Here is a 14,404-nt window from a genome sequence, read left to right on the forward strand (position 1 = left end):
GATGCCGTCGTCTAACAGAGTTCGTCGATCAGTCCCACGTAATACCGCGCGATGAGAAGCGCATCGACGATATTGATCGTATTGTCGCAGTTGGCATCCGCCATGCCGCTGTTGAAATTTTCCGGACTCAAACCCACATAATACTGGGCGACAAGAAGCGCGTCGACGATATCGATGCTTCCGCTGTCGTTGACATCACCCAATACACCTGAAGGCGGCGAGGTAGGCGAACCGGGATTCGTCGGTCCGGGAGGACCCGTCGGGGTTGCCGCAGGCGGAGCGGTCTGAGCGCCCCCTGGCGGTTCGAGACCCCAGAGAAGCACACCATTGTCATAGACGGGGATGTATTCCGTTTTTCCCTTGAATGTCTTGCAGTCATAATCCGGATTTGTCGTTATGTCCTGATACGACCAGTCATTCCCGAACCCGCCGGTAACGGGGCTGGAAATACTGACCGTCGCCTCTTTTTCGCATTTATCCCAGTACCCGGGGTGGATGAGTGTGCCGGTAAAATCGACGGTGAAATAATAAACATCGCCGGCCCACTGACTGAGCCCGGAAACAGATCCCCCTTCGTCGCTTTCTTTTAACGCCAGTTTGATATCGCCCGTCGAATAGCCCGCATTAAAAACCTCGGAGAGATCCATAAAATAGCGGGCGGACATTCCCGACCGTACGGTCGGCGGCCACGCGGAGCGGTTGTTCACCTGAAAAAGCACATGGACGTCACTCGGACCCTCCCATTGTATCCATCCCCGGACAAAATATTCGGTCAGGGCTTCTTCTTCCGGCGGCCTGAAATCCTCCGGCTGCGGCCAGCCGGCGAGCGGTTCGCCCCCGTAGGCCGAATACATTCTCGCGAGTGACCCGACAAACCCCGCGTTGTAATCGTCGGCGACCTCGTTCAATGTGTAGTCCCGCACGTCGTCGTTCGGTATGTCGTTCGAATCCGGTCCGCCGACCAGGGCGCCGAAAAGGATATGACGGTGAAAGGTCGGTACATCGAGCATACTCAGCCATGAGCAGTGCGCGGTCCGGTGGTGGGGGTGCTGCGGCGGGTTTTCGCCGAATCCGACCATGTAACTCCCGCCCTTGGGGTTGTCTCCGAGTACGTAGTTGAGCTGTTTTTCAGCGAACTCGCGGTAGGTGGCTTTCTTTGAGGCTGTTCCCACCGAATCGTCGTCCGACCAGACAAATGCGAGGAACGCGGCGGTTGTCGCATAGCGGAGTGCCCCCCAGTTGGAAAGGTACGCCAGTCCGCCCGGAGAATAGGCGACCCCCGAGCCGGGAAGAAACCAGTCGAGGTTCGCCTCGACCGCTTCGACATACTCCGGGTCCTTTGTTATCTGGGTCATTTTAAGCACGGCGCCGTAGCTGACATCGTCCCAGCAGTGGGTGTGGTGGCCCCCGAGTGAACCGATCGGAATATACGACAGCGCTTTATCGAGGTATGATTCATTATTCGTCTTGATATACAACCAGACGGCGGCCCAGGTGAGGTCGTCGAGGTACCCCCCGGACATATAAAAGGCCGGGAGGGGGTATTTGCCCCGGTAGGTGTCCGCGAACGAGAAAAGCTGTTCCGCGTGGGTGAGGAGGGTCGCCGCGTACGAGGGGTTCGTCGGTTCGAAAATAATAGAACCGATCGCCATAGCGGCGGCCGCCTGACCGGCAACGTCGGAACCGGGGGTGGATGTGTCCACCTTGAAGGAATTGCGTTCGGTAAAAAGATGGACGACTTCGGGCGGCACCCAGCAGCTGTGGTCCGATTCGCCGTCGCCGCAGTCATAATAATAGACATTCGCAGACGGGTGGCATTTGATAAAGTAATCGAGCGCCCACTTGATTTCATCGAGTATATCGTCGAGAAGACCGGCGCGCTCGAACCCGTCACGGTATTCGTAAACCCCCCATCCGAGCTGGGCCGCCGTGTATGCCATCGGCATGCCGAATTTCACGTGGTCGCCCGCGTCGAACCAGCCTCCCGTGAGGTCGAGCCCGACATCCTTGCCGTCGTCCATACAGGTGTCGGCCCTGTAGGGGAGAATGTAGTCGTCCGGAAGATCGCCCGAACGCTGCGCCTTGTAAAAGAGAATCGCTTTCTGAAGCGCCTCCCCGTAATTGTAATACGAACCGCCGGAACGGGGTTCGGCATAGATGGTTGCACCTGATGCGGCGATCAATACGGTAAGCAGAAAAATCAGCCGAATTGTTTTTGTTTTCTCGTTTTTTATTTCCATTTTATTTCTCCGTTTTTGGTTTGTTTTCCAGTATATAGATGATATGATGAATGGTTGCCGTTGTCAAGCAAAGAATACTATAATCAGCATATCGGGTGAGATCCGGATAATTTTAAGCAATGTCACTTGATCTTCTCGACGAGGTATCGGATTATCGTGTAATAGTCCTCCGGTTTGGTAAAGGGCTTCTCCGGTCCCCGCAGGTATTCCTCTTCATGGATGCCCTTGAAGCGGTAGCCTTTTGCTTTTATGAAATCCTGAAGGCGTTCGATGGTCGGCAGTTCATCTTCATACGGGCCGATATGAAGAATTTCCGCCACCTCACCGTATTCCCATGTAGCGATCTCCGGTTTCGGTTCCCCTTTCCCGGGAGGTTCGGTAAGCTGTGAAGCCCACGGCACCGGCAGCCCGATATACCATGTCCGGTCGGTCACATACCCCTGACCGGCCAGCTCAGAAAGCGGCCTGTCGACCGGCACATTGCAGCGAAGGAGGGGGGCGGACTGGCCCGGCCCCTTCGGCACGCCGGGCATCTTGAAGTATTCGGAATAGAGGGCAGAAAAGGCCTTTGGCAGAACCTCCTCCGGGCTCCCCGAAACCTCTACCTGAAGCACCCGCCGATCTTCCATGTTCGTGATTCTGGGGTCTTTCAGAAATTCGTACTGCTCAAGATCGGGCCCGGACATGAAGACCATAAAAAAAAGAACTACGGCGATGATGATGACAACGAGCGCGATAGCGATAACGATGATTGTTCTCATGACGGATGCACCTCCTGGTTTTTGCACAATTTTATAGGGAGTATAGCATAATTGATTTTTAAATCAAGGATTTTTGGCTAAAATAAAAAAGGTGTTGAAGCATGACTCCAACACCCACGGTTTTCTCAGAAACAGGTTCAGGGAACCGGATATACGTCGTATCTTGCCACATACTCTTCTTTTGCTTTATCTGTATTCCAATCTTTAATGATGAGTGACTTGTCTGTTCCAATTTCATTACCGTTCTTATCTTCCCATCGTAAAAATGTATACGAGGCATTGTATCCTCCCGAACCACATGATTGGTTATGAGCGGTAAGCGTCATTTCATCTCCATAACGATAACAGCTTTTATTCGGTTCGACGGTAACCAGATCCGGATAACAGCCATAATTGATCATCTCTCTGTTTTTTTGATTTTTCAGTTTATATATCAGCGGAGTGTCGCCGCTTTTACTGAAATTACCGGTAATACTCATGTTTTTATATACATATAACGATAAGGGATTCGAGTTTCCGGCATTTTCTCCATTTACAGTCCAACTATCAAATTGATAACAAGTATATGCTTCAGCCGTTATCGTCACTTGTTCTCCTTCTTCATATGTTGTTTTAGCGGGATTTATAGCGACGCTTCCATAGCCGGAACTATTGGCTGAAACAGAAACACTATAAGTCGGTGGTGATGTCGGTGGTGATGTCGGTGGTGATGTCGGTAGTGATGTCGGTAGTGATGTCGGTAGTGATGTCGGTAGTGATGTCGGTAGTGTCTCTATTGATGTTGTTGTCGTTGTCACAATATGTATTTTTTTGACTGCTTTATCCGCTCTTTTTATATTGACATGTTCGTTTTTCTCTCCAATGACCGTATCGTCTTCTGAAATTGCCTTTACGGTGATTCCCCAGTCGCCGGCAGCGAGTCCGGTAAAGGTTTCCTTGTTGTTTTCGATATCCTTTTTTATATACCGGCTGTCCGGTCCGAAAAGTTCGATCTCATACTTGTCAATCATCACCGAATCAATGTCGGGTTCAATAGTCAATTCCAGATCCCCTTTGCCTTCGGGGGGAAAGAGTTCCTCGCATCCTGTGAAAAAGAGAATGAGTAAAACCGTAATAACGGGAAATAAATAAAGACAATGTTTCATGACTTTTTTCATAATATCCTCCAATGACTGCTGTGTTGAGTACTCATACAATAAATCGCCTGAACGCATCGTTTACCTCGCTGAGGTATAAAAAAATTACCGCCGGATGAGTTCGTACAAATGCCGGTTCGTGATCGTCCCATCAATGGCGGAATAGAGCCAGCTCGCCGAGGCGCCGACGATCCCCGAGATGATGAGTGTTCCGCAGAGGTCTTTCATATCTCTTGCATCATTGGCTTCGTTTATAAAAGACGGCCTGCCGGTTTTTTTCCATTTATCGACCAGCCGGTTATGTTCCCCGTCGAAATAAAACCACCCGAACGCGGAAATACCGGTGCAGAGGGTGGAAACGGTAAATGCACTCAGTAAGAGCGCCCCCTTCACCGGTTCGCGGTTATAGAACTGGAGGGCGGAGGGAACGAACATGAGACCCCACTGGTCCCTGTAATCGATGATCTCTTTCTGTTCAAGCGACAGCGAGGAGAAGGGGGTGATTTCAAGTCGCCTGTCGTAGATAAGCCATTTTTTCTTCCAGGCGGGATCGTCCAGAAAAACACGAAGCCGGTAAATATCCGGAACGAGGCCGCCGTATGTATGGGGAAGAACCAGGGGCGCTTCGCCGTCGATTGACGCTGAAAAGGATGATGAGAAATCGAGTGAGACGCTTCCTTTCGACGGGAGGATAATAGGGGAAATGGGCTGCGTGGTATCGATGATGTTACTGAAGACCGTCCTGTTTTCTTTTTCATACAAGGCTTCGACGAGATATTCCCTGCCCCAGAAGAGATTTTTTCTGAAAATCGTTTTTCCCGCTTTTTTTTGATCGATATACACGGTGCATTCCTCATCCGATTCAATGACAAGCGGAACCAGGACATCGATTTCTTTCGTGTATGTTCTTCCCTCTTCAATGGCAATGGCTGACTTGAAGATTTCCTCTTCGCTGCCGTTTTCATCCCGATAGACGAGCCTGATCGTGTGTTCTCCTGCAGTCAGCGGCAGTCTGACCGGAGTATTTGCCGACGGGACGCCGTCGATAAAAAGCAGACATGCTTCGGTAGTATGAAGGGAGAGAAATCCGGGGGAAAGCTTGTGTTCGGTTATTTTCTCACAGACGCCGATGAGGGAATCGAACCTCGTGTTCAGGGTCATCGCGTCCGTATCGGTGATACCGATGCGTTCGAAGCTGTTATGGGTTTCAAGATCTACGTCGACCCTCCGGTAAATCGTAAAAATGATGGTGACCGCCGTTTCGTCGTTGGAGAATGTTCCGCTGATGATATAATCAGTGTCGAAATCACTCGCGATCGAAGCGATCACGTTTTGTCGTTTTAAATCGGTCTTGTCATAACAATGGGCGACCATATATTCATGGAATCGGGAATAGGGGATGGCAGTAAAACCGGAAAGGTGCTTGACCGGTTCATAGAGGTAATTGGGGATATATGTCTCGAGTCTGTCGTAGAGAACGCTCCCTTCGTTCAGGAAGGGCATAAAGAGGATCGTTTTTTGCGTATCCTTTCCGTAGCAGGGTGCCGACAGCGAGAGAACGATGATGAATGAGACAACCCCGGTTTTTTTTAACATTCGTTTTTTTAGTAGAGAAGTAAAATTTCTCCCTTTTTTGTTCCGGTAAACAATACGTTTTTCAGTCTGTATATCGAACAGCTTATCGGGCGGCCGGAAACATCCGTTTCATTCCGTAAACGCCCCGTTTCACCGTCGAACGAAAGGACCTTTCCTTCCGTGCTGCCGATATAGATATTCTTTTCAATGAGCACCGGCTTTTTGTAGTAGTATATACCGGGATCGGGGGTTTTGTCAACCGGATATGTCTGTGAGACCAAAAGGGATGGGGCTTCTATAAAGGAGAGATATCCGTTTTCCGTAACTGCGGCGATAAGTGCGTTTTCGGCGGCGCAGAGTGAGGTGATCCCGTTTTCGAGTTTCAGTGACCGGATTAATTCGAGTCGGTCTGAGAACGAATACAGTTTTCCCGAACGGTCCCCTGCGATAACGGCGTCGTTTACCCGTACCGGCGTACAGGTACAGACGGCATCGAGGCGGTAACGGTGTTCAATGGCGCCGTTTCCTCCGGCGCAGACGAGTTCGGGAGAAATGGCGGATGTGATATAAAAACCCTTTTCCGTGACAAGGGGCGGGAGGGGGTTGTTGATTGTTATGAAGGGAAGGGAGGTGTGAATGTTTATGCCGGTATCGAACCGGTAAATCCCGTCCGCGTACGGCATATACAGTGTCGCTTCAGAACGGGAAAAACCCGATCCGTCGACCATGAATCCGGGGGCTTCATGGCGCGTTGCCTCTCCCGTACCGATATCGAACGAGAGGAGGTCGTCGTTTGAAGAGAGGTATACTTTGCGGTTGACGATGACCGGGAGAGAATCGAAGATTATCCCTTTTTTTATTCCGAACCGGCGTTCCCACACGAGTGAACCGCCGGGATCGAAGCAGACCAAAGAAGTCCGTGTGACCGCGACAATTCGGTCATCGGAGGAGGCGAATCCCAAAATTTCATTTTTTCCGGGTGCGCCGGGATCGGCGTATTCGTATATGACACGGGATTTTAATTCGCTTGGGATAGCGGGTATTTTTTCTATAAGTTGTATATTCACCGAAAGCGGCCGGCCGGGAAGAAGTTCAATTTCATTCAAACTTTCCTCATATCCTTCTTTGATGATGCCGATGGTGTGGCGGCCCGGAGGCAGGGAGAGTGAGATTTCTATGCTGAATGTTCCGATTTGCCTTCCGTCGACGAGGAGGGCGGCATTGCGGGCCGGCGTCGTCACGGAAAGCGTGACGGCGCCGTTCTTTTTATAAAGCATGGGAGCCTCGGCAAAGGACGCGAGCTGTTTTGCGATAATGTCCGGTATGCCGTCTTTGGCAGCGGGGAGGTTTTCTTCGATCGTGATCGACTGGCCGGGAGAAAGGGAAACGGCCGCTTCACTCCCGTCGGAGGTTTTCTGAAAGATCCGTGCCTTCCCCTCGTAGAGTGCAGTAAAGACGGATCCGCCGGTTGTACTGACAAAGAGAGTGCTTCCGAAACGGATTCTTCCTGCGGGCGTGATTATTTCGCAATACCCGTCCGGTTCGAGTCCTTTCGTTTTGACAAGGATCGCCCCGGAATGAAGTTCGAGAGAGAATGTGGACGAGCGGAGCAGGCGTATCGCGAGTCTGCTGTTTTGTTCCAACCTGAGTATCGCGTAATCGTTTACCTGTATACCGCAGCTTTCTTCTTCTTCCGTCGCAAGTGTCAAGCCTTCTTTTACGATCATACCGGGAGAAAGGGAAACCGAACCGGTTGTTCCCTCAAGATGCGGTGTACCGGATGTCAGGCGGACGAATCCTTCGGCCCGGTGAGTGAGGCCGGCGATGAAGAAGAGACCCGTTCCGATTGCGCAGAGGAGAAGTGCCGCCGCGGCGAGCCATCTGACGGCCGCGGAATGAAAGACTCCGGTGTGGTTCGCGGGCACCCCCCCCTCCCGCTCGATACTCGAGAGGATGTTCGCTTCCCGGGTCTCCCGGGGTTTTATAAGCCCCGTTTCAAGCCCTTTCGAAAGGGTTCGAATCTCGGTATCGTCCAGGTTGTCGATCCATTTATCAAAGTCATTCATCTTCGTTATCATTGAAAAAATCCTTTGCGCATCGCTTCATTTCCTTTTTTAAGGCCTTTCGTATCCGTACGAGGATATTGTCCACCGCCTTGTATGTTTTTTTATATATGGCCGCGATCTCCGCGATTCCCGTATCGTTCACATAATAAAGATCGTAAATCTCCCGGTAAAGCGGGTTAAGCGTTTCGCGGGCGAGTTTCAGGAGGAGAAGCTTCTGTTTTTGCTCGATTGTCTCGACTATATCGTTTTCGATATCCACTTCCTCCTTCAATCTGTGAAACCGGTCCTTTTGACGGAAAAGTGAACGCTGGTAATCCGCCAGTTTGTTCCGTGCTATCGAAAATATGAAAAACTGAAGGTGACGGGGTGTCTTGATGCGCGGCGCTGAGGTGATGATTGCATGGAATGTCTCCTGCAAAAGGTCTTCCGCGACATCAGCGTTCCAGAAGGTTTTTCCCATGAAATAGGTGGTGATGCTGTCCGCGTAATGACGGTATACCCTGGCCAGGACGGTTCTGTCCCTCTTCTTCAGCAGGGAAAACTCCTTGTCGGAGAGAATCACGATAACCACCATTCCATTAATAATATCGTTTCAGTCACCCGTCTACCTTGCCGTTGTGAAAAGCAATAAAAAAGGAATTTTATACTATTTATCGGCCGGCATCAACGGTTACAGGGATGAGTTTTCCGCCGGTAAGGGTATATTTCATGACATCCATATCCCCGAATTCATCCGGATAATGGGTGATGATGATCGTGAAAATCCGTTTCGAGCCGATAACGGAAAAAAAGGTTTCCTTCAATTCATCGCGGGATTTCTTATCGAGTTGTGCAAACGGTTCGTCGAGGATGAGCACATCGGGTTCGAGCATCAGAGCCCGTGCGAGCCCCAGTCGTTTCAGCATACCGCCGCTCAATTCATCCGGGTAATAGCCGGCGTACTCTCCAAGCCCGCAGAGGGAGAGGTAATGGAAAGCCATGTTCTCGTGATTTCCGATTTTTTTCCATTTTCCTGGAAGGGCGGTGTTTTGAAGGCAATTGAGGTTGCCGATGAAGAGGTTCTCCTGAAAAAGAATTCCAGGGGTGCGGGGAAGACCGATGTTGCCCTTCTGGGGTGAAAGCAGGCCCGCCGCGCACTTCGCAAAGGTGGTTTTTCCGGCGCCGGAAACCCCCGTGATTACCGCGGGTTTCGAGTCGACCGGGGCGAAATCCAGGCCGTCGAGGACCGGGCGGCCGTTATAGGAGAAGGAAACCCGTTCCATGACGAGGGGACACGTTATGCGATACGGTTTGAGCCGCGTGCCGTCGTTTCCGGTATGCAAAGAATAGACGCGCTTCCTGCGGCCGAAAAGCAGTCCCGCAGCCGTCTTTGTAACATGGGATATTACTCCCAGGGTGAAGAGAAAGAGAATGGCGAGGGAAAAGAAACGGGACATGTGAAAGGCATGAAAGGCTTCATAGATCTTTCTTCCGATACCGTTTTGCGCGCCGAACCATTCGCCGACGATGGTGCTTTTCAGACTCAATACCACGCCCAGCAGGATGGCGCTTTTGAAATAACCTGACAGGGAAGGGAGTATCAGGCCGGAGAATATCAGCTTCCGGGAATTGAAATAGATGCGGGCCATTTCCCACATCGGTGTTCGAATCGTCTTGACCCCTTCCCGAATCGTCGTTATAAAAAGCGGCAGTGTGACGAGGAAGGCGACCGCGGAAGCGGAGACGCCCGAAGTACCCAATATCAGCATGACCGGAACGATCCAGATGATCGGGGGCGAGCCCTGGAGAAGCATGACCGGGATAAACGAGGTATGTTCGACGGGGCTGAGGCGCGCCGCGAGAATGCCCGCCAGCGTCCCGGCGGCCATCGCGGCGAAAAAGCCGGATAACGCCCTGAAGACGGTCAGGCCGAGGTCGGCGAATGCGGCGGGTTCTGCGAGCATGGCGAGAAAGTCTTTCATCACACGGTCGGGATACGGTACGATACCCCCCCCGAAGTACGTCGACAGGGCGAACCAGCAAAGCAGGAGGATGAAAATACCGGCGGCGTAATAAACGTATTTTACCATGTTTCACCTATTCGTATGCGTAGTAAAAGTCAAAACCGGCACGATCTTTATAACCGGCTGCCTCCAGATAGGAGGAAATGTATTCGGCTGACGCGCCGTTTTTCGGTACAAGAAAGAATGTGTGTTCGAACGCCTCCTCGAATATGTCCGGATCGACGGAGAATCGTTTCGCGTACGACTCGATAAACGCCTTTTTGCCTCTCTTTTCCGGGAGGTGCCGTATCACATCGTCGATGTCCGCTATTAGCCCGTTCAACAACCGTCCGTTTTTTGCCGCGAACTCGCGTTTCGAGAACAGGGAGACCATGGGGGTGTACGATGTTTTTCCCATAGCCGCCTTCCAGCGGTCGTGCAGGGAACACACCCTGCGGCAATCAAACCGGACGACAACCATCGAAGCGAGGGGTTCCGGGACGCAGATTCCTTCGGCAAGTCCCGAAAGCAGCATGGGGACGGCCTGCTGCGGTACCGCATATCCGGTCTGTACACGGCCTGCCAGTCCCGACTTTTCGAGCATCGCATCGAGCTGAACGTCGAGGGGGCTTCCCTTGAACGGCACGATAATTCTTTTGCCGGAAAAGTCTTCGAGACGCATCAGACCGGGATCGCGGGCGACGAGAGAGGACGTTCCCCAGACGAACGTGAGAATATGAACGATATCGCCGCCGCCCGAATAGTGGGAAAGACCGTAATCGAATCCGGTCACCAGGATATCGGATTCTCCGCGGATAAGGCGGGCCATCGCCATTGTGTGGTCCCCGTAGAGGTCCGTCCGTATTTTCACCCCTCCTTTCGTCCGTCCGGATAATTCCATGACCGGTACCGCCGAAAGCGTTTCGGGAAGGGAGACGATTACTTCACGTCCGGGGCGTTCCGAATCGTCGACACAGGAGAATGACAGAAAATAAAGCAGGACGATTGACACGGCGAGCAGCTGTTTCATGATTCGTCTCCATTCACGGTGTTCTTTTTCAAAACATTTTCTTTCGGCAATGTGACGGTAAACCCGGTACCCCTGTCCGGGAGACTGTCCACGGCTATCGTTCCGCCGTAGAGGGAGACGATTTTCTTCACAATCGACAATCCCAGGCCGCTGCCGGTAATATGTTTCGTTTTTTCGTTCTTGATGCGGACGAATTCGCCGAACAGCCGTTTGGTCTCTTCTTCCGTCATACCGATCCCCGTGTCTTCGCACGAGATGATCGCGTTCGAGCTATTGTTTTTCAGTCCCAGCGTTATCGTTCCGTTTTCCCTGTTGTACTTGATGGCGTTCGTGAGCAGGTTGAGCAGGATGATTTTCATCTCCTCCCTGTCCGCCGTGATGACGATGTCCTCATCCATTTCTGTTTTTATCGTTATACCCCGTTTCAACGCGTCCGGCCTTACCTCTTCCAGGCATTCCGCGGCCTGTTCGCAGAGGTTTAAGGGGGCCAGGTCCCGTTTTTTTTGACCGGATTCAATGGCGGTAAGATCGAGCAGATCGCAAATCATACGGCGCATTCCTTTTGACCTGATAATCGAGCGTTCGATGATATCGGCATAAACGGCGATCTTGTCGCCCAGAACGCCGTCTTTCATAATGAATAAATAATTCTCGAGGGCGGTCAATGGCGATTTGAGTTCATGGGCCAGGACGGAGATAAACTGAAAACGGATCTGCCTTTTTTCTTCCCTGAGCGCCTGCGCCTGGCGGTTCAGATATATATGTTCCGCGGCTTTTCGCATCGTGATGCGAAGTTCCTCCGGTGTGAAGGGTTTGGCGAGAAAATCGAACGCGCCGTTTTTTGTCGCGTGTATCGCGACTTCTATGGAGGCGTATGCGGTGATCATTATAGTGATGATATCCTTCCGGGATTCGTGAATACCTTTGAGAATATCGAGGCCCTGCATGTCGGGAAGCTTGTGGTCGAGCAGTAGGATATCGATATCGCCGTTCTCAAGCAATGCCATGGCCGTTTTGCCGTTCTCCGCTACGCCGGTAATAAAGCTGATTTCTTCATTGAAATCGGGAACCTGAAACCGGTAATCCCCCAGTATCCGCTCGGCACCGAGTCTCATTCCCGCTTCATCGTCGACGATCAACACCCTGATGTTTGTCATGTTCTCTCTCCTTTATTAGCCCCCGGATGACGCCTTCAAGCTGGTCGATACGGACGTCCTTGTTCAGTATGGCGTCAGCCTTTATCCAGACGGAATGTTCCCTGTCGTTCGTATCGAAGGTGAATCCCGTTTCATCGGCTACCGCGGTTATTATCACGACCGGAATCGACGGGTCCTTTTTCTTTACATGGTGGGCGAGGACGAATCCCGAGTCCATTGCATCCATCATAAGGTCGATGATCGCGCAGTCGAACCCGCCTGCTGAGATGATGGCCTCGGCTTCGGTGTCGCAGGAAGCGGTGACGACCGTGTGCCCCTTCGATTCGAGTCCCGTTTTTATCTGGGATAAAATATCCGGATCGTCGTCTGCGGCGAAGATCACGTAATCGTTTTTCATAAATTGGCTCCTTTCGTCTTCAGTACCGGTTTTTCTCCCTGGGGAAGGAGGATGGTGAAGGTGGTTCCGGTCCCCCCCCTTGTCCGGTCCGCGTTCGAGGTGACTTCGATATTTCCGCGGTGCATTTTTATTATTCCGTATACGACGGCAAGACCGAGTCCCGTTCCCTTTCCGAGTTGTTTGGTGGTAAAGAACGGCTCGAATATCTTTTTTCTGTTTTCTTCCTTGATGCCGATGCCGTTGTCGGCGATGGCGATCGAAAGCATATTGTTTTCAAGTGCGGTCGTAATCGTCATCACTCCCCCCTCGGGCATGGCTTCCGACGCATTCGTGAAAAGATTGATAAAAACCTGCATCATCTGATCCTCGTCCATCTCCGCGACGATCGCTTTGCCGCTTCCCGGAAAAGCGACGGTAATCGTTTCGGGAAAGGCAATCGTTTCCAGGCACCGGCGAATGAGCTCGTTGACGTCGAGGCGTTTTGAGTACACCCTGTTGTTCCGGGCGAAATTGAGCAGGCCGGCCACGATGCCCTTGCACCTGTCGGCCTGTTGGACGATCATTTTGAGGTCGTCGTGAAAGGGGCTTCCGTCAATGCTGGAATCGTAGAGGAGGTGGGCGTAGAGGAGGACGACCCCAAGGGGGTTGTTCAGTTCGTGTGCGATTCCCGCGGCAAGTTGTCCCATGCTGGCGAGTTTTTCCGATTGAATGAGCGCCTGCTGCGTACTCGCCAGTTGTTGATACGAAGCGGAAAGCTCTTTTGTCGTTTCGGCGAATTTTTCTATCGTGTAGGGGAGGCACATCTGTATTTCCGCGAGCCCTTTGTGAATGGCGATCGCGTGTTCGATACAGGTGTCGTATCCGCACGCGCCGCAGTTGAGTTCGTCTTCTTTTGTCCGTTTGCCCAGGCTTTGCAATATCGATTGTATTATTTCGTGTGAAGGAATCGAAATCCGCTGATCGTCCGGTTCAAAAGCAATCATGAGATCTTCTTCGAGAACGAGGGACCGGTAACGGCCGTTTCCTCCGTTGCGGTCGAACCTCCTTCGGGCATAGTCGCTTACGTTTTTATAGCGAGTGTAGAAGGTGTTTTTTTCGGAAAAACCGGGACCCATGATACAGCCGTTGCAGCACAGAACATCAACAAGCCGGACGTCTATGATACGCTGGTCGAAGTCCTTGATGATATCGATGAAGGTTTTTGTGCCGTCGACGGAAATTATATCCCCCGTTAACACATCGTCGTTGATCGACGCGGATTCCAGAAGACCGCCTCCGAGGGGGAACACGAGTCCCTTTCCGGGGCGGGGCGGGTCGAAATCGGAATCCCCGATCTCTTCATAATCGTCGATATATCCGGAAATAATTTCCCTCAATTCGGTAAAGGTTAAAACGGCATCGACAGAAACCTTCCTTTTACTGATTTCCGCCTCGCGCTTTTTTGCGATACACGGTCCGATAAAGACGCAGGCGACATCCTCTCCATATGCCGCACGCACGAGCATTGCGGTCGCGAGCATCGGAGAAACGACGGGGGCGAGGTGTTTTCGCAGATGCGGAAAGTATTTGACAATATAGGAGACGACCGCGGGACAGCTGCTCGAGATATAGTTCGATGCCGCCGGTTGACCGGCCAGTTTGTTGTATGCCTCGGAAACGATATCGGCGCCCGCGGCGACCTCGATGACAAGGGAAAACCCGGCGTGACGGAGAATGCCCGTGAGTTTGGAAACAGGAAATTCGACAAACTCGGCCGGAAAACTCGGGGCAAGACACGCGGCCACCTTTTTCCGTCCCGCCAGAATGGTTTTTACCGCGGCGACCGATGATGTCGGTTTTTTTGCCCCCTGACTGCAGACGCGGACGCAATTCCCGCAGCCGATGCACCGCTCGGGAATGATTTCCGCCTGTCCGTTCGAAACGCGTATCGCCTTTGCGGGACACTCGCGAATACAGGTATAGCATACCCTGCATTTTTCTCTTATTGTCGTTACCAGGGGCATGGAAACCTCCTTATTTGCCTGCCTCATATCGTCCCTCCGCGGTTTTCGTTTCGGCCG

General features: G+C 51.9%; 11 protein-coding genes. All 11 read right to left on the reverse strand.

The window, feature by feature from the left end:
• Window positions 1-11 precede the first annotated feature (11 nt).
• Window positions 12-2,240 (reverse strand): glycoside hydrolase family 9 protein, encoded by a 2,229-nt coding sequence (locus JW881_20755; protein MBN1699952.1) that lies wholly within the window; start codon window positions 2,238-2,240, stop codon window positions 12-14.
• Between the two features lie 122 nt (window positions 2,241-2,362).
• Window positions 2,363-3,001 (reverse strand): GyrI-like domain-containing protein, encoded by a 639-nt coding sequence (locus JW881_20760; protein MBN1699953.1) that lies wholly within the window; start codon window positions 2,999-3,001, stop codon window positions 2,363-2,365.
• Between the two features lie 137 nt (window positions 3,002-3,138).
• On the reverse strand, window positions 3,139-4,158 hold the full coding sequence (locus JW881_20765; protein MBN1699954.1) for a hypothetical protein: 1,020 nt from the start codon (window positions 4,156-4,158) through the stop codon (window positions 3,139-3,141).
• A gap of 84 nt (window positions 4,159-4,242) precedes the next feature.
• On the reverse strand, window positions 4,243-5,733 hold the full coding sequence (locus JW881_20770; GenBank protein MBN1699955.1) for a hypothetical protein: 1,491 nt from the start codon (window positions 5,731-5,733) through the stop codon (window positions 4,243-4,245).
• 8 nt (window positions 5,734-5,741) lie between these two features.
• On the reverse strand, window positions 5,742-7,790 hold the full coding sequence (locus tag JW881_20775; GenBank protein MBN1699956.1) for a PEGA domain-containing protein: 2,049 nt from the start codon (window positions 7,788-7,790) through the stop codon (window positions 5,742-5,744).
• A complete protein-coding gene (locus JW881_20780) occupies window positions 7,771-8,352 on the reverse strand; it encodes a sigma-70 family RNA polymerase sigma factor (GenBank protein ID MBN1699957.1) in 582 nt (193 codons plus the stop codon). Before JW881_20780 ends, JW881_20775 begins: the two co-directional genes overlap by 20 nt.
• A 76-nt stretch (window positions 8,353-8,428) precedes the next feature.
• Window positions 8,429-9,847, reverse strand: coding sequence for an ATP-binding cassette domain-containing protein (locus JW881_20785; GenBank protein MBN1699958.1), 1,419 nt, complete (start codon window positions 9,845-9,847; stop codon window positions 8,429-8,431).
• Window positions 9,848-9,854: 7 nt separating this feature from the next.
• Window positions 9,855-10,790, reverse strand: coding sequence for an ABC transporter substrate-binding protein (locus JW881_20790; protein ID MBN1699959.1), 936 nt, complete (start codon window positions 10,788-10,790; stop codon window positions 9,855-9,857).
• A complete protein-coding gene (locus JW881_20795) occupies window positions 10,787-11,947 on the reverse strand; it encodes a hybrid sensor histidine kinase/response regulator (GenBank protein ID MBN1699960.1) in 1,161 nt (386 codons plus the stop codon). The genes JW881_20790 and JW881_20795 overlap by 4 nt, the downstream gene beginning before the upstream one ends.
• Window positions 11,913-12,344, reverse strand: coding sequence for a response regulator (locus JW881_20800; protein MBN1699961.1), 432 nt, complete (start codon window positions 12,342-12,344; stop codon window positions 11,913-11,915). Before JW881_20800 ends, JW881_20795 begins: the two co-directional genes overlap by 35 nt.
• Entirely contained in the window at window positions 12,341-14,374 is a 2,034-nt protein-coding gene (locus tag JW881_20805; GenBank protein MBN1699962.1) for a 4Fe-4S binding protein, read from the reverse strand. The genes JW881_20800 and JW881_20805 overlap by 4 nt, the downstream gene beginning before the upstream one ends.
• Between the last annotated feature and the right edge of the window lie 30 nt (window positions 14,375-14,404).

It is taken from the genome of Spirochaetales bacterium (assembly GCA_016930085.1).
GTDB lineage: Bacteria > Spirochaetota > Spirochaetia > SZUA-6 > JAFGRV01 > JAFGHO01.

Bases quoted from the DNA above. Each gene is read 5' to 3' on its own strand.
- JW881_20755 (MBN1699952.1), bottom strand. From the start codon at position 2,240: ATGGAAATAAAAAACGAGAAAACAAAAACAATTCGGCTGATTTTTCTG.
- JW881_20760 (MBN1699953.1), bottom strand. From the start codon at position 3,001: ATGAGAACAATCATCGTTATCGCTATCGCGCTCGTTGTCATCATCATC.
- JW881_20765 (MBN1699954.1), bottom strand. From the start codon at position 4,158: ATGAAAAAAGTCATGAAACATTGTCTTTATTTATTTCCCGTTATTACG.
- JW881_20770 (MBN1699955.1), bottom strand. From the start codon at position 5,733: ATGTTAAAAAAAACCGGGGTTGTCTCATTCATCATCGTTCTCTCGCTG.
- JW881_20775 (MBN1699956.1), bottom strand. From the start codon at position 7,790: ATGATAACGAAGATGAATGACTTTGATAAATGGATCGACAACCTGGAC.
- JW881_20780 (MBN1699957.1), bottom strand. From the start codon at position 8,352: ATGGTGGTTATCGTGATTCTCTCCGACAAGGAGTTTTCCCTGCTGAAG.
- JW881_20785 (MBN1699958.1), bottom strand. From the start codon at position 9,847: ATGGTAAAATACGTTTATTACGCCGCCGGTATTTTCATCCTCCTGCTT.
- JW881_20790 (MBN1699959.1), bottom strand. From the start codon at position 10,790: ATGAAACAGCTGCTCGCCGTGTCAATCGTCCTGCTTTATTTTCTGTCA.
- JW881_20795 (MBN1699960.1), bottom strand. From the start codon at position 11,947: ATGACAAACATCAGGGTGTTGATCGTCGACGATGAAGCGGGAATGAGA.
- JW881_20800 (MBN1699961.1), bottom strand. From the start codon at position 12,344: ATGAAAAACGATTACGTGATCTTCGCCGCAGACGACGATCCGGATATT.
- JW881_20805 (MBN1699962.1), bottom strand. From the start codon at position 14,374: ATGAGGCAGGCAAATAAGGAGGTTTCCATGCCCCTGGTAACGACAATA.